The organism is Rouxiella sp. S1S-2, from assembly GCF_009208105.1.
Lineage (GTDB): Bacteria > Pseudomonadota > Gammaproteobacteria > Enterobacterales > Enterobacteriaceae > Rouxiella.
This window is the reverse complement of the sequence record NZ_WFKL01000001.1, coordinates 3,941,431-3,963,334: the sequence shown is the minus strand read 5'-3', so window position 1 is coordinate 3,963,334 and position 21,904 is coordinate 3,941,431. Positions and strand designations below refer to the sequence as shown.

The following is a 21,904-nucleotide window of genomic DNA, read 5'->3' as shown; positions in this document are numbered from 1 at the left end:
ACTAGACTGCGGACAGTGAATTAACCCGGATTACGCAAAAATTGTTGCCACAGGCTGACAACTTTTTCTAAATCCTGACGGCTTATATTGATGTGCGTAATGAGGCGGGTCAGCGGGCCTGAGCCTATCAGCACACCGTGTTGGCGCATCCATGGGCCAAGTTTCGACGCCAGCTCAGAGGATTGACGAACGTACAGTATATTGGTTTGCGCACCCGGTTCGACGATATCGAGGCCAATGACCCGCAGCTGTTGTTCAAGCCAAGCGGCGTTGTCGTGATCTTCTTTGAGGCGTTGAACGTTGTTTTCTAACGCATAAATTCCCGCCGCTGCGAGAATACCTGACTGGCGCATGCCGCCACCGGTCATTTTTCTCCAGCGGTTGGCGTGCTGAATAAACGCTTTGCTACCGCACAGCAGTGAACCCACGGGCGCTCCCAGACCTTTCGAGAGGCAAATAGTCAGGGTATCGCAATAGCGGGTGATGTCGCTTAAAGGAATCTCGAGCGCAACGGCGGCATTGAGAATGCGGGCCCCGTCGATGTGCAATGAGAGATTCTTTTCACGCGTAAATTCAAAGGCCTGCTTCAAATACGCAATGGGCAATACTTTTCCGCTGTGCGTGTTTTCGAGACTCAACAATCGGGTGCGGGCAAAGTGAATATCATCAGGCTTAATGGCGGCGGCGACTTTGTCAAGCGGGATAGAGCCGTCGTCTGCCATGTCCAGCGGTTGGGGCTGAATGCTGCCTAATACTGCTGCCCCTCCGGCCTCATACATATAGTTATGGGCTTTTTGGCCGACGATGTACTCATCACCGCGCTGGCAGTGAGAGAGCAGGGCAACCAGATTAGCCTGGGTACCGGTCGGGAAAAACAGGGCGGCTTCTTTGCCTGTAAGCTCGCAGGCCATTGCCTGTAATGCGTTAACTGTGGGGTCATCGCCGTATACATCATCACCCACTTCGGCCTGATACATGGCTTGACGCATAGCCTCACTCGGGCGCGTAACGGTGTCACTGCGTAAATCGATCAACGTTGCTTCCTCTCACTATTGGCCTGAAACAGGTTACCGTAATGTATTGCCGTTTCCCGCAGGGCGAAATTCGCACCCACGGGAAAGGGTTTACCACTATATACCCATAATCTGGCAAAATGCAGAGCGCTTTCCTTAACGCAGCCAGTTGGTTTTAGCTAATTCAACGACTTCGTCACCGCGACCGTTGATAATGGCGCGCAGCATGTACAGGCTAAAGCCTTTGGCCTGCTCAGCTTTAATCTGCGGCGGCATGGCAAGCTCTTCCTTGGCGGTTATCACGTCTATCAGCACCGGTCCGTCGTGAGCGAAGGCCTCCTGCAGCGCGGCGTCAACGTCGGAGGCTTTCTCCACCCGAATACCTTTGATTCCGGTGGCTTCGGCAATTGCCGCAAAGTCGGGGTTTTTCAGCTCGGTGCCATCGGTTAAATACCCTCCGGCTTTCATTTCCATCGCGACAAATCCCAGCACGCTGTTGTTGAAGATGACCAGTTTGATGGGCAGTTTATGTTGTGCAATGGACAAAAAATCGCCCATTAACATGGCAAAGCCGCCGTCACCGCACATTGCCACGACCTGTCGGCTTCGGTCGATAGCCTGCGCGCCAATAGCCTGCGGCATCGCGTTGGCCATCGATCCGTGGTTAAACGAACCGAGCAGTCGACGTTTACCATTCATTTCCAGGTAACGACAGGCCCAGACGGTTGGCGTACCGACATCGCAGGTGAAAATAGCGTCCTCATCGGCGAATTTACTGATTTGTTTAGCCAGATACTGCGGATGAATAGCCTGTTTGTCGTTTAACGTTGCCAGATCATCCAGACCTTTGCGCGCCTCGCGATAGTGTTTAAGGGCCTTATCAAGGAAGCTGGCGTCGGTTTTCGCTATCAGGCCTGGCAACAGTGCGCCAAGTGTCGCTTTGACATCGCCGACCAGCGCCATATCTACGTGGCAGTGCGAGCCGATGCTGCCTGGATTAATGTCAATTTGAATGATTTTTGCATCGGTTGGGTAAAACGCACGATACGGGAACTGCGTGCCGAGCAGGACCAATGTGTCGGCATTCATCATGGCGTGATATCCCGATGAGAAGCCAATCAGGCCGGTCATTCCTACATCGTAAGGATTGTCCCACTCAATGTATTCTTTTCCGCGCAGGGCATGAACCACCGGCGCTTTCAGCGTTTCGGCGAGTTTTACCACTTCCTGATGAGCGCCTGCGCAGCCGCTGCCACACATCAGCGTAATGTTGGAAGAGTCGTTGAGCAGTTGGGTCAGTTTTTCAATTTCAGAAGGTGCAGGTTGCACCACCGGCAGCAGCGGTTGATACCAGGTCGTGACGGCCTCGTCTGGTGCCGGTTTTAGCGCAACATCGCCGGGCAGCACGATAACCGACACGCCTTTGTTGAGAACAGCTTTACGCATTGCAATGGCCAGCACCTGCGGGAGCTGTTCAGGATTGCTTATCATCTCGCAGTAGTGACTACACTCGCGGAACAACTCGGTCGGATGCGTTTCCTGAAAGTATCCACTGCCAATTTCGCTTGAAGGGATATGTGCGGCGATGGCGACGACGGGCACGCGGTTGCGGTGGCAGTCAAACAGGCCGTTGATTAGGTGCAGGTTACCGGGGCCGCAAGAACCGGCGCACACGGCTAATTTACCGGTGATTTGCGCTTCGGCGCCGGCAGCGAAGGCGGCAACTTCTTCATGTCGGGTGCCAATCCACTCGATGGTGCCCATGCGATTAAGGCTGTCACTGAGGCCGTTCAGTGAATCACCCGTCACGCCCCAAATTCTTTTTATACCTGCTTCTTCGAATGTTTTTGCGATAAATGCAGCAACGGTTTGTTTCATGAATCCCTCCGGTGTTTTTGATTTTTTTCTATCGCAGGAAAGTCTCCTGCGATTAAAGAAATTTAAAACTTCAGGGGATAAGCATAGACGATAAGATTTGTTCAGCGGCTCAGGAGGAGAAAACAGCCATCAGTACCGGCGCGAGCAGGCTCAGTAAAAAGCCGTGAACCACCGCCGCGGGCACCATATCCAGCCCGCCGCTACGTTGTAATACCGGTAATGTAAAGTCCATTGACGTTGCGCCACAAAGCCCCAGCGCCGCCGACCGGTTGCTGCGCACCAGGGTTGGGATAAGCATGATCGCGCAAAGCTCGCGTGCAAGGTCGTTGAAAAACGCCGCACTGCCGATAACCGGACCAAATGAGTCAGTCAACACGATACCTGAAAGCGAATACCACCCGTAACCTGACGCCATAGCCAGGCCGGTTTTCAACGGCAACCCTAAGCATAAGGCTGCCGTCATTCCGCCGCCGAGTGAGGCTATGGCACCCACTGACGCCACCAGCATGCCGCGTCGGTTGAGAACTATTTGCCGCAGCGTCAGGCTGCTGTTACCTAACTGCGCACCCACTAGAAGCAGCAGAAAAATCAGCGCCGCCTCACTGGCCTGACTGGCATAGGTCAGCCAGTGCCACTGGGTCAAGCCAAGAAGAAAACCGGCGACCACCACAAAACAGAGGCGCAATGAGTCGAGTGCCATGTGCAGTCTTGAGGGTAGCACTTCCTGATGGTGTTTAGTCTTCCACGGCTTGCGGCGTTCCAGCAACCAGAGTGCCAACAGATTCACCGCTAGAATGCAGACGAAAAAAACCGCAGTGTATTTGAAAATCATCAATAAATTAGCGCTGAGATTATCCAAAAATGCCAGGCTGACGCCCATAATGAAAAGAATGACGTACACCATCCAGCTCAGCAGATTGTTCACCAGGTGTAATAAAGTGGGGCGTTTGACCGGAATAAAATAGCCCACGATCAGTGGCAATAAAATAATGAGTAAACCTGAATACATATAAAACAAAATCCTTTCAAATGCCTTGGGCATTGATGAGAGTGTAGGGCATGGCACAAGCTAACCAAATGCGCACATAGAGTAAAGTTTCTCATGCGTCGGGCCGCGCCGTTTATTTCTATCGCTTGACCAATGCGGCTATTTATAGCCATGCTCAAGAGAGGAAACAGGCCAAAAAACGCTGCACGGGAGGTGCCAATGTATCTTGAGCATATTGATATTGTCGGTTTCCGGGGGATCAACCGCCTCTCACTGACCTTGACTCAACCAGACCGGCGCGGCGTATCGCTAAATGACTTTCATGACGATCGCACGCAGAGTAATTTGGGAACCATCAACACCAATACCGTGCTACTGGGTGAAAATGCCTGGGGTAAATCCAGCCTGCTGGATGCGCTGACGCTGCTGTTGTCGCCCGAGCCTGAGCTTTACTGTTTTCAGGAGCAAGATTTTCATTTTCCCGCCGGAGAGCAGCAGGCCAAACAGCGCTATCTGCACGTGGTATTCACCTTCTGTGAAAACCAGCCCGGTAATCATATGTCACCACGTTTCAATCCACTTTCCCCTCTTTGGGTGCGCTGTGACGATCGCCTCAATCGGATTTATTACCGCCTTGAGGGGGAAATGGACGATGACGGCAGTGTTGCTACCTGGCGAACCTTTCTTGCCGCTAACGGTGAGCCGCTGGCATTAAAAACTATCGACCCCCTTGCTCAGGCGCTGATTCGTTTACATCCGGTGCTGCGCCTTCGCGATGCCCGTTTTGTGCGTCGCATTCGCAAGCAGGACCTTTCGCCGCAGCTGCAGCAGGGGGCGGGTGCGATGGCCAAGCAGCTGGATGAGCTTACGCGCGCGCTGATTCATAACCCCCAAGCCTTAACCAATGCCGAACTGCGACAGGGGTTAGCGGCAATGCAGCAACTGCTGGAACACTATTTTGGTATGAACAGCGCCCCTTCATCCGTCAATCCGTCGGGTGAGGAGAACGGTGATAGTGCCGGAAGAAACAAAAAATCCTGGCAGCAAAAGCGCCACGGCAGGGCAGAAAGCCGACAGGCGTGGCGATCGCTCAATAACATCAATCAGATGATTGCCGAACCCAACAGCCGCAGTATGCGGGTGATGATGCTGGCGATGTTCTCAACGCTGCTGCAAGCTAAGGGTGCCGTGGCGCTTAATCCCGATGCGCGCCCATTATTACTGATTGAAGATCCAGAAACACGTTTGCATCCGATCATGCTATCGGTCGCTTGGGGATTGCTTGAGCAGCTGCCTTTGCAGCGTATCACCACCACTAACTCCGGCGACTTGCTGGCGCTGGTTCCGGTTGAGCAGATATGTCGCCTGGTGCGAGAGTCTGCAAAAGTGGCCGCTTATAGCATCGGGCCGCAGGGGATGAGCTCGGAAGACAGTCGGCGCATTGCGTTTCATATTCGCTACAGTCGGCCTTCTTCACTCTTTGCCCGCTGTTGGCTGCTGGTGGAAGGCGAGACTGAGGTGTGGTTGCTAAACCAGTTGGCACGCCAGTGCGGCTATAATTTTGAGTCGGAAGGCATCAAGGTTATTGAGTTTGCTCAAAGCGGGCTGAAGCCACTGCTGCGTTTTGCCAGACAAATGGGTATTGAATGGCACGTACTGGTGGACGGCGATGAGGCCGGAAGAAAATACGCCGCCACGGTATCGAGTCTGGTTGAAAACCATGAAGATATATTGCGTGACAGACTGACCGCTTTGCCCGCGATGGACATTGAAAACTATCTTTATCGCAACGGTTTTGAGGACGTTTATCGCCGCGCTGCGGGCACGCCGGAGCATGCGCCGATATCGGCCAGGCATATCATCGAGAAGGCCGTGCACCGCAGCTCCAAGCCTGACCTGGCCATTGAGGTTGCGATGTCTGCTTCTACGCGCGGCGTGGGCGCGGTGCCGATTGTTCTTAAACAGATGTTTTCACGCGTGGCGTGGCTTGCGCGCGGTCGCGCGGATTGACAGCCTTACAAAAGCCAAAGTGATGGAAAGTCTCTTCTCCTCACTTTGGCTATTATTACTGGTATGACTGAGTGTGAGCAAAACGATGACGAATTTGCGTTTCCATGTCGTCGAGTAGCTCATAGCGACGACGATATTCCGCCCGTTTTTTACTGGCAATATCGGCCAGTGATTTATGCGCCACCTGTGCCGGAAAATGGAAATAACCGTTATCGTGCCTGTGCGCGCCGAGCGTTTCCCAGAAAGCGTCATAATCGGCAAAAAAATACTGCTTACGTTTGTTATAACGCGGGCTTTCATAAATATGGGTTTTATTACCGACAGCAAAGACTTGTTTCATATTCATTTTTTCAGCCAAAAGCAGTGCGGCTTCCATTAGAATTCTTTTTGGAAAAAGTCCATGGCAGGCTTTGGTTGCCTGCTGAATATGCTGGTGATCGACATCCTGAGCCGGTCCCTGAATTGCCCCAATAAATAAAGTAGGCTGACTGTCGTAATTTATAAATGAGAAGGTCACGTTGGCTAACGCGGTACCTGCATCATTAATAAACGAAAGCGTGATCTCCCCTTCTTTATCGAGTCGTTGATAAGCATTCATGCTAATACAATATGTTGACTCGTCTTTTCCGCGAAACGAGGCAATTTTTAGCGGGGCTTTATTCAAGTGCGCCATTTGCATTGGAAGCGGCATACGCTCGCGAACAAAGCGGTAGTGGTCGCACAGTCCACTGACATGCTGTTCACGTGTCATGTTTACCGCCAGGTATGGCCTGTGCACTTTGCAGGGCAGTGTCGGCTGGGCCCGCAGTATTTCCTCCCTGAGTGGGTGATTTGCAAGCTGATTCATGACTCGCAGTGTGGCGCGAGGATAGGCTAGGCTTCGGATTAAAAACTTAAAGCGATACGCGGGCTTATTCCACATTTTTCCCGGGATGAGCTTTCCGGTAATTAATGAGGACATCAGTGCAAGACCAGACATTGGCTCAGTCGTGTGAGCGGGGTAGCTGAGGATAGACATGTTCTTAGTGACCAATAAAAGATATTGATGCTATTTGAACAGCTAATTAATAAACCAGATTACAACAATTGAGGAGGAAAAATGGAGACCGCTACGGTTGTTTAATGACGGTTTATCTTCCTGCCGACGACGCTCATTTTTAACGACGTAGAAAATAAAATTCAATTTTTCTTAATCAGCACTTGAAGAGAGGGGCGTTCTCCCCCATAAATAAAATACCAGCCAACGCGTGACTGGTATTTTATAAAGATTGTGGGTTGTCTGCTGTTATCACTCGGCGTTGAGTGGGGTCGTCAGGCGACCACTTCAGACTCCACAGGTATGATAATGCTGGCATGGTTTCCTTTGGGGCCTTCATGAACGTCAAAACTGACCTGTTGCCCCGCTTTTAGCGTTCGGTAGCCCTCCATTTTTATGGTGGAGTAATGGGCGAATATGTCTTCGCCGCCGCCCAAAGGACAGATAAAACCAAAGCCCTTAGCATTATTGAACCATTTAACAGTACCCGTCTCCATGCTCTCAAATCCCTCTCATGACTATGTATAGTTAAAGAGATAAAGCCTGTTTAAAGCGTATGTTTCGATGAAAAGGACGCTAAAAAAAGGAATAAGCAATAGCTCATCCGGCTTATAAATTTACACTCTAGTGTATTAGTCTTGGACGTCAAGGAATGGCTATTTGTCTGGAGCAGGCAGATAACCAAAATTTGAAGCAGGTAACGATATTGACATTTTTTAGGCGGATTTTGCTTCGATCTGGCAGAAATTGATCACGTTTTATGTCCTGCGGCAAGGATGTCTAAAAAATGGTAAAATAGCTGGAGTAATCTAGAGACCAGAACGAGATGCAAACAGAGCCATCTTTCGTAATGTGTCGAATCTGGCTGTGTTCAATAGACATCAAGATGCAAAAGGTAACGGTAAGGCGATGGGTGACAATCAAGGTTGGCAAAATTTTGAACATTTGGCGGCGGATAAACAAAAGGATGAGCTAAAACCGCCATCTATGTATAAAGTTATATTAAACAACGACGATTACACTCCAATGGAATTTGTGATTGACGTACTGCAAAAGTTCTTTTCTTATGATATTGAACGTGCAACGCAACTGATGCTTACAGTGCACTACAAAGGCAAGGCCGTATGCGGTACTTACACCGCAGAAGTGGCCGAAACCAAAGTCGCACATGTGAATACCTACGCCAAGGAGAACGAGCATCCGTTGCTGTGTACGCTGGAAAAAGCCTGATTAAGGCAATCTATTTGGGAGGTGCCTATGCTCAATCAAGAACTTGAACTCAGTCTCAATATGGCTTTCGCAAGAGCCCGCGAGCACCGGCATGAGTTTATGACCGTCGAGCACCTGCTGCTGGCGTTGCTTAGCAACCCTGCAGCTCGTGAAGCGCTTGAAGCCTGTACGGTTGATTTGGTGGCCTTACGTCAGGAATTGGAAGCCTTCATCGAACAGACCACACCCACTTTACCCGCCAGTGAAGAAGAGCGTGATACCCAGCCTACGTTGAGTTTCCAACGTGTGCTGCAGCGCGCTGTTTTCCACGTGCAGTCTTCAGGCCGAAGTGAAGTTTCCGGCGCGAACGTGCTGGTAGCTATCTTTAGTGAACAGGAATCTCAGGCTGCCTATCTGCTGCGCAAGCACGATGTCAGCCGCCTTGACGTGGTGAATTTTATTTCCCACGGTACGCGTAAAGATGAAGCGAGCCAGGCTCCAAATAATGCGGAGAACCCGGTTAACGAAGAGCAGTCGGCAGGGGAAGATCGTATGGAGAACTTCACCACAAATCTTAACCAGTTAGCGCGCGTTGGTGGAATTGACCCGCTGATTGGCCGTGATAAAGAGTTGGAACGTGCTATTCAAGTGCTGTGCCGCCGCCGTAAAAATAACCCACTATTGGTGGGTGAGTCCGGTGTAGGTAAAACGGCTATCGCCGAAGGCCTCGCTTGGCGTATTGAACAGGGCGATGTGCCGGAGATAATGGCCGACTGTACGCTCTATTCCTTAGACATTGGTTCATTGCTCGCTGGAACCAAATATCGTGGCGATTTCGAAAAACGTTTTAAATCGTTGCTGAAACAGCTGGAGCAGGACAAGAACAGCATTCTGTTTATCGATGAGATTCATACAATCATCGGTGCAGGTGCCGCGTCCGGTGGTCAGGTTGATGCCGCAAACCTCATCAAACCGCTGCTGTCCAGTGGCAAGATCCGTGTAATTGGTTCAACCACTTATCAGGAGTTCAGCAGTATCTTTGAGAAGGACCGTGCGCTTGCGCGTCGTTTCCAGAAAATCGATATTACCGAGCCAACGCCTGAAGAGACGGTGCAGATCATTAATGGTCTGAAGACCAAATACGAAGCGCATCACGACGTGCGCTATACCGCCAAAGCGGTACGTGCAGCGGTTGAACTTTCGGTGAAATATATCAACGATCGTCACCTGCCTGACAAGGCGATTGACGTAATTGATGAAGCCGGCGCGCGCGCTCGACTGATGCCAGTCAGCAAACGCAAGAAAACCGTTAACGTCAGTGATATCGAAAGTGTGGTTGCCCGTATTGCCCGAATTCCAGAGAAAACCGTGTCAGCCACCGATCGTGATGTGCTGAAAAATCTCGGCGATCGTCTGAAAATGCTGGTGTTCGGACAAGATCCGGCCGTTGAGGTATTGACCGAAGCGATCAAAATGAGCCGCGCCGGTTTGAGTCAGGATCGTAAGCCTGTTGGCTCGTTCCTGTTTGCAGGACCGACCGGTGTGGGTAAAACCGAGGTTACCGTTCAGCTGGCCAAAGCGCTGGATATCGAACTGCTGCGTTTCGATATGTCGGAATACATGGAGCGTCACACCGTAAGCCGTCTGATCGGTGCACCTCCAGGCTATGTTGGATTCGATCAGGGCGGGTTGCTGACCGATGCGGTTATCAAGCATCCTCACTCCGTGGTGCTGCTCGATGAAATCGAGAAAGCGCACCCGGACGTCTTCAACCTGCTGCTGCAGGTGATGGACAACGGCACGCTGACCGATAACAACGGCCGCAAAGCCGACTTCCGTAACGTGATATTGGTGATGACCACCAACGCCGGCGTGCGGGAAACGGAGCGTAAATCAATCGGTATCATCCATCAGGACAACAGCCCTGACGCCATGGAAGAAATCAAGAAAGTGTTTACGCCTGAGTTCCGTAACCGTCTCGACAATGTGATTTGGTTTAATCACCTGTCGCGTGAAGTGATCCAGCAGGTTGTCGATAAGTTTATCGTCGAACTGCAGGCGCAGCTGGACGCTAAAGGCGTTTCGCTTGAAGTGAGTGAAGAAGCGCGCGACTGGCTGTCGGTGAAAGGCTATGACCGCGCAATGGGGGCTCGCCCAATGACGCGTACCGTTCAGGAAAATCTGAAGAAACCGCTGGCTAACGAGCTGCTGTTTGGCTCATTGGTTGATGGGGGCTCAGTATCGGTCGCGCTTGATAAAGCCGCTGACAAACTGACCTATCACTTTATGAGTGCGCAGAAACTGAAAGAAGAGGGCGCAGTGCACTAAGCATCTGCATCCTGAATTAAAATAAAAAAAGGCGATGGAAACATCGCCTTTTTTACATCCATTATCTGAACAATCGACAACGCCTGCTGTTCAGATACTGGATGGCGGATACCACAAAACGCCCTAGCCTGCATTCGTTGCCAAATGCGGGAAGAGCGAAATGGGTAACCTCAGGTATCGCGGGATAAATCAGCGATGAGTGAGCCTATCAGCGGCTACGGAAGACAATGCGGCCTTTGCTCAGGTCGTACGGGGTCAGCTCTACAGTGACTTTGTCGCCCGTCAGGATGCGGATATAGTTCTTACGCATTTTACCGGAGATGTGTGCGGTTACCACGTGTCCGTTTTCTAATTCAACGCGGAACATAGTGTTTGGCAACGTATCCAATACGGTGCCCTGCATTTCAATGTTGTCTTCTTTGGCCATCGAGTCCTCTAGGTGTTACTACCATAGTTTTTAACCGGCAAGATAATGCCGAAAAACCCACATTATGTAAAGAAGTGTTGGCGTATACCGCACCCATTCCCTATTCCTTCAGGAGGGATGGTAAATCAACGTCATGTGGGGGTAAGTCTTGTGGCAACCAGCATTCTGGCGGCAACGTGCGTTGCGAAAGCCGGGATAACTGCTGCAAAAATTGGCGTCGGGGGATCTCTTTCGCACCCAGCGACGCAGTGTGAGGGTTGAGGACCTGACAGTCAATCAGTTCTCCCCCATTAGCGGTAAAATATTGGCAAAAAGTCATTGTCGCGCATTTAGAAGCATTTAAACTGCGGCTGAACATTGACTCCCCGCAAAACAGGCCACCAACCGCTACGCCGTACATACCCCCCACCAGCCGGTCACCTGACCAGACTTCGATAGAGTGCGCATGGCCCTGCTGATGCAGTTGCAAATATCCCTGTTTTACCTGCGGCCCTATCCAGGTGCCTTCACTGCGCGCTTCGGCGCAGGCGGAGATAACCTGCTCAAAGGCGCGATTAAGCGTATAACGGTAGTCTGACTGGCGCATAAAGCGGCGCAGGCTGCGGCTGAGGTGTTTTTCGGCCGGAACCAGCACTGCACGCGGGTCGGGAGACCACCATAGGATGGCCTCACCCGGGTCAAACCACGGGAAAATACCGCTGTAATAGGCCGAGAGCAGGCGAGCCGGGCTTAAATCGCCGCCTACCGCCAGCAGACCGTTCGGCTGAAGTAACGCCGTTTCCGGTCGTGGAAAGTTCACCGAGTTAGCTAAAAGCTGCATCAGACGCATAGTATCCTCGTTACACAAAAGCCGTAGATGACGTTATCTGACCCGCATTCATCACGCAAACGCGGTCCATCTTTTCGAGGCCGGTCAGGCGGTGGGTAATCATGAGCAGCGTTTTATTTTTACAATGCGTATCGAGCAGCGTAAGGATGTGGCGTTCCGTTTCGGCGTCCAGGCCTTCCGTAGGCTCATCAAGGATCCACAGCGGTGCATCGTGAAGCAGGGCGCGCGCCAGGCCTAATCTGCGCTGTTCTCCGCCGGAGAGCTGGCGACCACCTTCTCCCAGCCAGGCATTCAGGCCCTGATTTTCCAGAAGGCTATCGAGCTCAACCTGGCGCAGCGCCGTGGCAAGTTGCTCATCACTGCTTTCAGGGGCAGCAAGCAGCAGATTATCACGCAGCGTGCTGTTAAAGACGTGCACGCGCTGACTCAGAACGGTCACCATGCTGCGCAGCGTTGATTCTTGATATTCTGCTAACGAAACGCCATTAAGGAGGATACAGCCCTGCTGAGGGTCCCAGGCACGTGTGAGTAATTGCGCTAGCGTCGATTTTCCGCAGCCGGTTTTGCCCAGTAACGCAATGTGTTCCCCTGCGTTTATCTCGAGATTGACCGCTTTCAGCACGGGGAGCGGCTGCTGTGGATAGGCGAAACTCACTGCCTGAACAGAAACGTTAGCGAGAGAATGCTTAACGCCGCCGCTTGCCGGGAAGGTGACGGAGGGCCGTTGGCTGATAATTTGTGTGACGCGGTTTGCAGAAGCCATGACCTGTCCAAAATGCTGGAATGCGCCTGCGACCGGCCCCAGCGCTTCGAACGCTGCCAGCGGAGTAAAGACAAAAAGTGCCAGCAGTGCGCCCGGTGCGGGAAGAGAGCCGACACCTCCCGACGCAAGCCATAGCATCAGGCAGAGTGTTAACCCTGAGGCGGCAATCATCAGCGCCTGCGAAAGTCCTGAGAGCTTTGCCTGCTGTTGCTGACGACCAAGCCAGCGCTTTTCGATATCATCAAGCCGTTGACGGCGCTGTTGTTCAGCCCCAAAAATCACCAGTTCCGACTGACTTTGCAACCAACCCCCAAGCTGGGTGCGGTATTCTCCTCGCAACTGCGTGAGTCCACGGCCAATAGGCTGCCCAGCGCGGTAAAAAATAATAGGCAGCAGCAGCAGTAACGCCAGCATTATCCCGCCAAGGATGAGGGCAAGCCCTACGTCCAGAAAACTGAGCCCGAGAGTGACCACAATAATCACTGCCAGCGCGGCGATTAATGGTGAGATAACGCGCAGATAAAGGTGGTCAAGCGTGTCAACATCGGCAACCAATCGGTTGAGCAATTCGGCTTTTTGAAAACGGGCAAGGCCGCCTGGAGATAGCGGCAGCAGTTTACTGAAGGTAAACACGCGAAGATGGGCCAGTACCCTGAAAGTGGCATCATGACTGACAACCCGCTCGGCGTAGCGGCCAGCCGTGCGGAAAATAGCGGCGCCGCGAACGCCCGCAGCGGGCAGCATGTAGTTAAACGTGTACAGACCCGCCAGGCCTGCCAGCGATGAGGCGGCAAGAAACCAGCCAGAGAGAGTCAGCAAGCCAATACTCGCTAACAGCGTGACAATGGCCAGCAAAATGCCCAGCCCCATGCGCACCCATTGACGACGATAAAGTGCCAAATAAGGCAGCAGAATTTTCATAGCGGCAGCTCCCGCGTGCGCTGTGCCAGCAGTCTGGCAAAGTGCCCCGACTGTTCGCTCAGCTGTTGATAGGTGCCTTTTTCAACCAGCAACCCTTTGTCCATAACCCAGACTTCGTCGAACTGCGCCGTGTCCTCAAGCCGATGAGTGACCAGCAGGGTAGTTTGTTTTTTTGCCGCTTGATTAAGTGCGCGCATGACACTTCCCTCGCTTTCAGCATCGAGGCTGGCGACGGGCTCATCAAGCAACAACAGCGAACAGGGGGAGAGCAGGGCACGGGCTACAGCCACTCGCTGTGCCTGCCCGACGGAAAGTCGCGCCGCATCTTCGCCAATCAACGTATCAACGCCTTCTGGCAATAGCACTAAAAACTCACTGACGTCGGCCTGCTCGATAACCTCGTTAAGGCGTTGTGCGTTGGCGTCTGGCTGGGCAAGCAGAATATTTTGTCGCAGGGTGGGTTCGGGTAAATGCGGGTTTTGGCCCACCCAGCTAATTTGCTGACGCCATTCGGTGGGGACTATTTCGCGCAGTTCTTGACCACTAACGGCTAACTGGCCCTGATAGGGCATAAATCCGAGCAGTGCATTAAGCAGTGAACTCTTACCGGCGCCACTCAGCCCAACGATCGCCACGCTGCGTCCTGCGGAAAGGTTGAAGTCCAACGGACCGGCGAGGTGCGCGCCCTGAGGCGATAAAATATGCAAATCTTTCGCCGTAAGCGAAATCGGCCCCGATGCGTTCCAATGCGCGTTTCCCGCTGTGGGGTGTTCTGCTTCAGCAGTCAAAAATTCCAGCAGACTTTCAGCAGCGCCGACAGCTTGCGCCTTGGCATGATAGAAAACGCCTAAATCGCGCAGCGGCTGGAAAAATTCCGGCGCAAGAATAAGCACCAGGAAGCCTGCAAACAGCGTCACCGGTGTGCCGTAATGGCCGAAATTGAGTTCACCGAGGTAGGAGAAGCCGAAGTAAACCGCGACGACTGCAATCGAAATAGACGCAAAGAATTCCAGTACCGCAGAAGAGAGAAAGGCGAGGCGCAGAACTTCCATGGTGCGTGCGCGGAAGTTTTCTGTAGAGCTTTTGATTTGATTTATCTCTGCTTCGGCACGGTAAAACAGTCGCAGTGTGTCGAGTCCGCGCAGGCTGTCGAGGAACTGTCCGCTTAGGCGAGCCAAGGCCTGAAAATTGCGACGGTTGGCGTCGGCGGCGCCCATGCCAACCAGTGCCATGAAAATCGGGATCAGTGGCGCAGTGGCGAGCAGAATAAGCCCTGCCGCCCAGTTAATGGGAAAAATACTGACCAAAATCAACAGCGGTACAATGCCCGCCAGAGAAATCTGTGGCAAATAACGAGCATAATAATCTTGCATGTCTTCAATTTGCTCGAGGATAAGCGTCGCCCAACTGCCCGCGGGTTTGCCCTGTATCCACGCCGGCCCCAGTACTTGCAGCCTGTCGAGCACCAGCCGACGAATTTCTTCGCGAATAATTCGGCCACAGATAAAACCTACTTGTTCACGCAGCCAGGTGATCACGGCACGCAGGATAAACGTCAATGCCAAAAACAAGAAGCTTTGCCAGAGGGTCTCGCGCGGGGTGTGAACGACGATAAGACTGTGCAGTAGCCCGGCCAGCAACCAGGCCTGGGCAAGAATGAGAAGACCCGATAGCAGGCCCAACATCATGGAAAGACGAGTCCACCGCTTGGCTCTGGCACTTTGTTGTTTAAGCCAGCGGAGTAATTCTTGTTGCCGTGTTTTGTTCATCCCGGGGAATCCAAATGCAGTGCGTGCATGATTCAAAAAAAGCACCATTGGGGGCGCAATTGTCCATTGTTTTCCATGTCAGCCGGAAAGCCCGCACATTATATAGGGTCTTGCTGGCGCTGAACACACCCGACTTTTACAAAAAACGACCGGCTTTACAAACAAAAAAGGCGACCCTGAGGTCGCCTTGGGAATTCGCATCCCATTTTTACGCCAAACTTGCAGCGTTATTCAAAATGAGCCTGCGCCAGACCGTCAAGATAACGTTCTGCGTCCAGCGCGGCCATACAGCCGGTGCCCGCTGAAGTGATGGCTTGACGATAGATATGGTCCATTACGTCGCCGGCTGCGAATACGCCAGGAATACTGGTTTGCGTCGCGTTGCCTTGGATCCCTGACTGGACTTTGATGTAGCCATTCTCGAGTTCCAGCTGTCCGTCGAAAATTCCGGTGTTAGGACTGTGACCGATAGCGATAAACATACCGGCAACGTCCAGCTTTTTCAGCTCGTCGTTGTGAACGTCACGCAGGTTTGCACCGGTTACGCCCATTTCGTCGCCCAATACTTCATCCAGCGTCTGATTAGTGTGCAGCACAATATTGCCGTTAGTGGCTTTCTCGTTCAGACGATCAATCAGGATTTTTTCGGCGCGGAAGTTTTCGCGACGGTGAATCAAATGAACCTCGGACGCGATGTTGGCCAGGTACAGCGCTTCTTCAACGGCAGTATTCCCGCCGCCCACTACCGCGACTTTCTGATTGCGGTAGAAGAAGCCGTCGCAGGTTGCACAGGCAGAAACGCCGCGGCCTTTAAAGGCTTCTTCCGAAGGCAAACCTAAATAGCGAGCTGAGGCACCTGTGGCAATAATTAGCGCATCACAGGTATATTCTTCGCTGTCACCAAACAGGCGGAAGGGGCGAGTTTGCAGATCGACGCGGTTAATATGGTCAAAAATGATTTCCGTATTAAATTTGGTCGCGTGTTCATGCATACGCTCCATCAGGCCCGGTCCAGTTAAGCCTTCAGGGTCTCCCGGCCAGTTTTCCACTTCAGTGGTGGTGGTCAATTGACCGCCTTTTTCGATTCCGGTAATTAAAACCGGATTGAGGTTTGCGCGTGCAGCATAGACTGCCGCGGTATAACCCGCAGGGCCAGAGCCTAAAATCAATAACTTACTATGTTTTACCGTACCCATATGGAATTCATCTCCGTGATGGCGAACTACTTGATAACCGAGATTGTAGGGAAAACTGAGCCGTAAAAAAAGCATACTCAGATGTTGTTAGCGATTTGTCTGATAGTTTTTACCCGCGATCATAGGTAAAAATGATTTTTGTGTTTTTACTTTTGTTATTGTTCAATCGCAAAAGATAGCTAAAAAGGATGTTGACGGATTTCAATCCGGCATGTTCTTCTGATTTTGCTTCTTTTACTTTGACAATCCGCTGTGCATTTGCGAAAACATCTAGGGAAGAAGAAATTAAACGCCAGCTGGTGTCTCAAAATTATGCAATGTGATGCTGCTTCACCCGTAATGGGTATTGCATTGTTCGTTTTTAAGACAGTCAGCGCGCATGAATCAGGATTTTTTTATCCTGATGAGTCATTTAGCGTTATTCCTTTTTCGGCTTCACTGAAAAAAATTCGTTTTCTTCTGACAGGGGCAAGACGTCTTAAGGTGAGTCGCAATAACCTATAAAAACAGGTCTTCGCTTAGGATAAACCCTCAACATTGAAGTTGGTTAGGGTATGGCAAGTGCAGGGAAGGACATCAGAGAGATAATAATAATGGTAGATAACAAGAAACGTCCGGGAAAAGATCTCGACCGTATTGACCGTAACATTCTTAATGAGCTGCAAAAGGATGGCCGGATCTCTAACGTCGAGCTTTCCAAACGCGTAGGTTTGTCTCCTACGCCATGTCTGGAGCGCGTTCGTCGTTTAGAACGTCAGAATTTCATTCATGGCTACACTGCGTTGCTTAATCCTCACTATCTGGATGCTTCGTTGTTGGTGTTCGTTGAGATTACCCTCAACCGTGGTGCACCGGATGTGTTTGAGCAATTCAATGCGGCAGTACAAAAACTAGAAGATATTCAGGAGTGTCACTTGGTTTCCGGGGACTTCGACTACTTGTTGAAAACCCGTGTACCGGATATGTCTGCTTACCGTAAACTGCTTGGCGAAACGCTTCTTCGTTTACCAGGCGTTAACGACACCCGTACCTATGTGGTAATGGAAGAAGTGAAACAGACTAACCGCCTGGTAATTAAAACCCGGTAAGTAAAAGGTACAGGTGCAAAACCTAATTAATTTAGCTACACTCCTGTGTATTCATACAGCCCTGGCGCCGAGGCGGTCTCTCGGCGCTATCGCTATTTCAGTTCACAGGAACCTGGAGAGCCTTTCTTGAGCCAGGAATATACAGAAGATAAAGACGTTACCTTGAAAAAACTCAGCAGTAGCCGCCGTATTCTGGAGGCTGTGCTGGTTGTGGTAGCGGTGTTTGCCATCTATCTCATGGCAGCATTGATAAGTTTCAATCCGTCCGACCCAAGCTGGTCTCAAACCTCTTGGCACGGTCCTATCCATAATTTGGGGGGCGGTGTCGGAGCCTGGATGGCCGATACGCTATTCTTCATTTTTGGCGTGTTGGCGTATGCCATTCCACCTATCATGCTTTGCTTGTGCTGGGCCTCTTTCCGCCAGCGGGACAATCAGGACTATATTGACTATTTTACGCTCTCCCTGCGTTTGATAGGTACGCTTGCACTGGTTCTGACCTCATGTGGTCTGGCCGCGCTCAATATTGACGATCTGTATTACTTTGCCTCAGGCGGAGTGATCGGCAGTTTGCTGGGTACCGCCATGACGCCGTGGTTTAACAACGTAGGTGCCACCCTGGTGCTGCTGTGCGTTTGGGCTGCAGGTCTTACGCTGTTTACCGGTTGGTCGTGGCTGACTATTGCCGAGAAAATCGGCGGAACGGTGCTGGGCGTTACCACTTTTATGACCAACCGGTCGCGTCGCGACGATGATTACGACTATGAGTATGACAGTCGTGATGAGCATGATGATACCTTGCTCAAAAACCATCATGACGAGGAAGAAGAGGAAGCCCATTCACCCGCTTCTCCCACACAGGTTGCTACTGCGGCAACGGTGGCGGTTTCTGCGACGGCAATCGCCGATGACGATGATGTTCTTTTCTCAGCGCCTTCTGTTAATGAAACCACCACGCCACAGGCTGCTGCCGCGTTAAACGCTGTTCCGGCAGTTTCAAGCGAGGCCCCTGTAAGCCCTGTTTCCGTGGTAAATGCCGCGGTGCAACCGCCTGCTCAGCCGCAGTCCGCGCCACTGGTTCAGCCTGCAGCATCGGCCCCGCAGCCTGAGATGCCGCCGTTGTACAGTTTTGAGATTCCTGAAGAAACACCGGCGCCAAGAACCGTTCAAGCGAATGCCTCACCTCAGTCTCGCCGCTATGACGAGCCTCAGCTTGGTAATTGGAATCAGGTCGCCGAGCCGCAGCATGAACGTTCACCGTTTGATTTCAGCTCGACGCCTGAGGTAGGTAGCGTTGCGGCAACGGCTGCACTGGCAACCGGCTTGGCACAGGCAGGAAAATCGGCTGCATCTGAAGCGGGCAATATGTTTATGCCGGCATTTAGCGCAGTGAGTGACGAAAATCCGCAAATCAAGAAAGGCTTTGGCCCAGAATTACCGCGTCCAAATCCTGTAAAATTGCCGACTCGGCGTGAGCTAGCATCCTACGGCATTAAACTGCCGTCGCAGCGCATTGCTGAACAGCAAGAGCAGGAAGCTGCACGCCAGCAGGCACAGGCCGCGCAAATTCCGCAGCCGCAAACATCTTCTGTTGAAGATGAAGAGGCCATGCAGGAGGCGGCGCTGAGGCAGGCGTGGGTCGACCAGCAGAATCAGCGCTATGGGCAAGAGGATGAACCGAGCGAAGACGATGAAGATGCACTGTTGCAAGCTCAACTGCGTCAGCAGTTTGCTGCCCGTGAGCAATCGCGCTATCAGTCCGAACCCGAGCAGGCGGAGTCGCAGCCTTATCAGGAGACGCATACTCGTCAGCAAGCGCCTCAGTATCAGGAAACGCCTCGTGTCAATCCTGTTTCAAGCCAAAATATCAGCACGCATGACGCATTTAACTTCTCGCCGATGGCCGACTTGGTTGACGATACGCCGGTTGAACCGCTATTTACACTTCCACCGCACGTGGAAGAGTCGGTACAGCCCGTTTCTTACAGCCAGAACGCGGCTTCTGCAGCTGCTGAGCCACCGCGGCCTGTAGAACCACCAAAACCGGTTATGGACAGTTTGATCCATCCGGCATTAATGCGTAATGAGCAGCCAGTCAGTAGACCAACTACGCCATTGCCAAGCCTCGATTTGCTGACGTCGGCGCCGGCTACGGAAGAACCTGTCGACATGTTTGCACTCGAGCAAACTGCGCAGCTAATCGAAGCGCGACTGAATGATTATCGTATCAAGGCAGAGGTTGTCGATAAGCTGCCGGGGCCGGTAATCACCCGTTTTGAACTGGATTTGGCTCCGGGTGTAAAAGCCGCGCGTATCTCGAATCTCTCGCGCGACCTTGCGCGTTCACTGTCCACCGTGGCGGTGCGTATTGTTGAAGTGATACCTGGCAAACCTTATGTGGGTCTGGAACTGCCGAACAAGAAGCGCCAGACCGTTTACCTGCGCGAAGTGCTCGACTGTCCACAGTTTAAAAACGATCCTTCTCCGTTAACCGTGGTGCTGGGTAAAGATATTTCCGGCCAACCGGTGGTGGCAGACCTGGCAAAAATGCCGCACCTGCTGGTGGCGGGTACGACAGGGTCGGGTAAATCAGTGGGCGTTAACGCCATGATCCTGAGCATGCTTTATAAGGCAACGCCTGAAGACGTGCGCTTTATCATGATTGACCCGAAAATGCTCGAGTTGTCAGTATATGAAGGCATTCCACACTTGCTTACCGAGGTGGTCACCGACATGAAAGATGCGGCCAATGCGCTGCGCTGGTGTGTGGGTGAAATGGAACGTCGCTATAAGCTGATGTCTGCTCTGGGTGTGCGTAACCTTGCCGGTTATAACGAGAAAATTAAAGAAGCCGAAGCCATGGGCTGGCCAATCCCCGATCCGTTCTGGAAGCCTAGCGACAGCATGGGTCATGAGCCGAGAATGCTGGGTAAAGAGCCGTTTATCGTGGTGCTGGTCGACGAATTTGCCGATCTGATGATGACCGTGGGTAAAAAAGTGGAAGAGCTGATTGCTCGTCTTGCGCAGAAAGCGCGAGCTGCAGGTATTCACCTTGTTCTGGCGACTCAACGACCCTCGGTTGACGTTATCACCGGTCTTATCAAAGCTAACATCCCGACGCGCATCGCCTTTACCGTGTCGAGCAAAATTGACTCGAGGACCATTCTCGACCAGGGTGGCGCAGAATCGCTGCTGGGTATGGGTGACATGCTGTATATGGCCCCTAACTCCTCGATTCCGATCCGCGTTCATGGTGCATTTGTTCGTGACCAAGAAGTTCACGCCGTGGTTCAGGACTGGAAAGCTCGCGGTCGTCCGCAGTACATTGACAGTATCGTCAAAGGCGGAGAAGAGGGCGAAGGGGGGGCAGGGCTCGAAGAAGGCGAGGAGCTTGATCCGCTGTTCGATCAGGCCGTGGAGTTTGTGGTTGAAAAACGCCGTGCTTCAATCTCCGGTGTTCAGCGTCAGTTCCGTATCGGGTACAACCGTGCGGCACGTATCGTTGAGCAAATGGAGGCGCAGTCGATTGTCAGCACACCAGGCCACAACGGCAACCGGGAAGTTCTTGCTCCACCACCTCATGAATAATCTGGGTGGATAATAAAGGGCCGCAAATGCGGCCCTTGGCAATTTTGCTTTCTCTATATTTAAATTTTTCACAGACAGTCGGGAATGCAAAGAATCGTAAAAGCTATAATTCTCAGACGATTGAGCTATCGCAGGGCAAGTTGCTTCGGCTAAAGTTTAGTTCCTGGGGTTGTTTTCTCAGGTATTCCCCCAATTGTTGGGAGATGTTGTCTGTTCGCAATGGATTTTGAGGTAGCAATAACAATGAAAAAATTACTCGCTGTAAGCTGTTTATTGACCGCATTTATTTCAGGATCTGTGTTGGCCGATGCCAGCAGCGATTTAAAGAGCCGCCTTGGTAAGCTGAATACCTTCCACGCCAGCTTTACTCAAACGGTCACCGGTGATGACGGTTCCAACATTCAGCAGGGCGAAGGACAGCTTTGGGTTAAACGTCCAAATCTGTTTAATTGGCACATGACTACGCCGGATGAAAGTATTCTGGTTTCTGACGGTAAAACGCTGTGGTTCTACAATCCGTTTGTTGAGCAGGTTACAGCAACCTGGCTGAAAAATGCCACCGGCAACACGCCGTTTATGCTTATTACTCGCAACGATAGCAGCGACTGGGCCAAATATAACGTCACCCAAAAGGGCGATGATTTTAACCTCACCCCTAAAGCGGCCACCGGTAATCTGAAGCAATTTGCTATCACCGTTACGCCAGCTGGCACCATCAAAAGCTTCACCGCCGTTGAGCAAGACGGTCAACGCAGTGCTTATGCGTTGAAAGGTGAGCAAAATGCTGCAGTGGATGATTCCAAATTTAAATTCACCCCACCTCAGGGTGTGACGGTAGACGATCAGCGTCAGTGAGGACTT

The 21,904-nt window shown here is 51.9% G+C and carries 15 protein-coding genes and 1 pseudogene; 6 read left to right on the top strand and 10 right to left on the bottom strand.

Translation table 11 applies throughout. The features are described from left to right. Positions 1-20 precede the first annotated feature (20 nt). The 3 genes from ltaE to GA565_RS18110 form a co-directional block, all read right to left on the bottom strand. Positions 21-1,034: a low-specificity L-threonine aldolase gene (gene ltaE / locus GA565_RS18120; RefSeq protein WP_152199859.1), complete on the bottom strand. Its 1,014-nt coding sequence runs from the start codon at positions 1,032-1,034 to the stop codon at positions 21-23. A 135-nt stretch (positions 1,035-1,169) separates the two neighbouring features. After that, positions 1,170-2,891, bottom strand: coding sequence for a ubiquinone-dependent pyruvate dehydrogenase (gene poxB, locus GA565_RS18115; protein WP_152199858.1), 1,722 nt, complete (start codon positions 2,889-2,891; stop codon positions 1,170-1,172). 109 nt (positions 2,892-3,000) lie between these two features. Then, positions 3,001-3,900 carry a lysine exporter LysO family protein gene (locus GA565_RS18110; protein ID WP_152199856.1) on the bottom strand — a complete coding sequence of 300 codons (900 nt, stop codon included), beginning with the start codon at positions 3,898-3,900 and terminating at the stop codon, positions 3,001-3,003. Between the two features lie 198 nt (positions 3,901-4,098). Between GA565_RS18110 and GA565_RS18105 the strand changes: the two genes are divergently transcribed. Further along, on the top strand, positions 4,099-5,889 hold the full coding sequence (locus GA565_RS18105; protein ID WP_152199854.1) for an ATP-dependent endonuclease: 1,791 nt from the start codon (positions 4,099-4,101) through the stop codon (positions 5,887-5,889). Between the two features lie 55 nt (positions 5,890-5,944). Here GA565_RS18105 and GA565_RS18100 read toward each other — a convergent pair whose 3' ends face one another. Both GA565_RS18100 and cspD read right to left on the bottom strand, forming a co-directional pair. Then, a complete protein-coding gene (locus GA565_RS18100) occupies positions 5,945-6,811 on the bottom strand; it encodes a VirK/YbjX family protein (RefSeq protein ID WP_226951048.1) in 867 nt (288 codons plus the stop codon). Positions 6,812-7,200: 389 nt separating this feature from the next. Continuing rightward, positions 7,201-7,422 (bottom strand): cold shock-like protein CspD, encoded by a 222-nt coding sequence (cspD, locus tag GA565_RS18095; RefSeq protein ID WP_055777877.1) that lies wholly within the window; start codon positions 7,420-7,422, stop codon positions 7,201-7,203. Between the two features lie 412 nt (positions 7,423-7,834). Between cspD and clpS the strand changes: the two genes are divergently transcribed. Then, the gene (clpS, locus tag GA565_RS18090) at positions 7,835-8,155 is read left to right on the top strand and encodes an ATP-dependent Clp protease adapter ClpS (RefSeq protein WP_055777881.1); all 321 of its coding nucleotides are present in this window, start codon (positions 7,835-7,837) and stop codon (positions 8,153-8,155) included. Between the two features lie 27 nt (positions 8,156-8,182). Further along, a complete protein-coding gene (clpA, locus tag GA565_RS18085; protein ID WP_084981960.1) occupies positions 8,183-10,462 on the top strand; it encodes an ATP-dependent Clp protease ATP-binding subunit ClpA in 2,280 nt (759 codons plus the stop codon). Between the two features lie 208 nt (positions 10,463-10,670). Here the strand turns inward: clpA and infA are convergent, their stop codons facing one another. The 5 genes and pseudogenes from infA to trxB all read right to left on the bottom strand — a co-directional run bounded on the left by infA (position 10,671) and on the right by trxB (position 16,367). Then, positions 10,671-10,889: a translation initiation factor IF-1 gene (infA, locus tag GA565_RS18080; RefSeq protein ID WP_002211347.1), complete on the bottom strand. Its 219-nt coding sequence runs from the start codon at positions 10,887-10,889 to the stop codon at positions 10,671-10,673. 100 nt (positions 10,890-10,989) lie between these two features. Then, positions 10,990-11,718 carry a leucyl/phenylalanyl-tRNA--protein transferase gene (gene aat / locus GA565_RS18075; protein ID WP_152199851.1) on the bottom strand — a complete coding sequence of 243 codons (729 nt, stop codon included), beginning with the start codon at positions 11,716-11,718 and terminating at the stop codon, positions 10,990-10,992. Between the two features lie 34 nt (positions 11,719-11,752). Then, positions 11,753-13,402: pseudogene (gene cydC / locus GA565_RS18070) on the bottom strand (cysteine/glutathione ABC transporter ATP-binding protein/permease CydC); the annotation flags it as partial. Further along, positions 13,399-15,171, bottom strand: a complete 1,773-nt coding sequence (gene cydD / locus GA565_RS18065) for a cysteine/glutathione ABC transporter permease/ATP-binding protein CydD (protein WP_152199847.1) — start codon at positions 15,169-15,171, stop codon at positions 13,399-13,401. The pseudogene cydC and the gene cydD, both read right to left, overlap by 4 nt. A gap of 227 nt (positions 15,172-15,398) precedes the next feature. Continuing rightward, positions 15,399-16,367: a thioredoxin-disulfide reductase gene (gene trxB / locus GA565_RS18060; RefSeq protein ID WP_152199845.1), complete on the bottom strand. Its 969-nt coding sequence runs from the start codon at positions 16,365-16,367 to the stop codon at positions 15,399-15,401. A 593-nt stretch (positions 16,368-16,960) separates the two neighbouring features. Between trxB and lrp the strand changes: the two genes are divergently transcribed. The 3 genes from lrp (at position 16,961) to lolA (ending at position 21,898) form a co-directional block, all read left to right on the top strand. Beyond that, positions 16,961-17,455, top strand: a complete 495-nt coding sequence (gene lrp / locus GA565_RS18055) for a leucine-responsive transcriptional regulator Lrp (protein WP_009636652.1) — start codon at positions 16,961-16,963, stop codon at positions 17,453-17,455. A gap of 126 nt (positions 17,456-17,581) precedes the next feature. Then, positions 17,582-21,043 (top strand): DNA translocase FtsK 4TM domain-containing protein, encoded by a 3,462-nt coding sequence (locus tag GA565_RS18050; protein ID WP_152199843.1) that lies wholly within the window; start codon positions 17,582-17,584, stop codon positions 21,041-21,043. Positions 21,044-21,286: 243 nt separating this feature from the next. Further along, positions 21,287-21,898 carry an outer membrane lipoprotein chaperone LolA gene (gene lolA / locus GA565_RS18045; protein ID WP_152199842.1) on the top strand — a complete coding sequence of 204 codons (612 nt, stop codon included), beginning with the start codon at positions 21,287-21,289 and terminating at the stop codon, positions 21,896-21,898. The last annotated feature ends 6 nt before the right edge of the window (positions 21,899-21,904 follow it).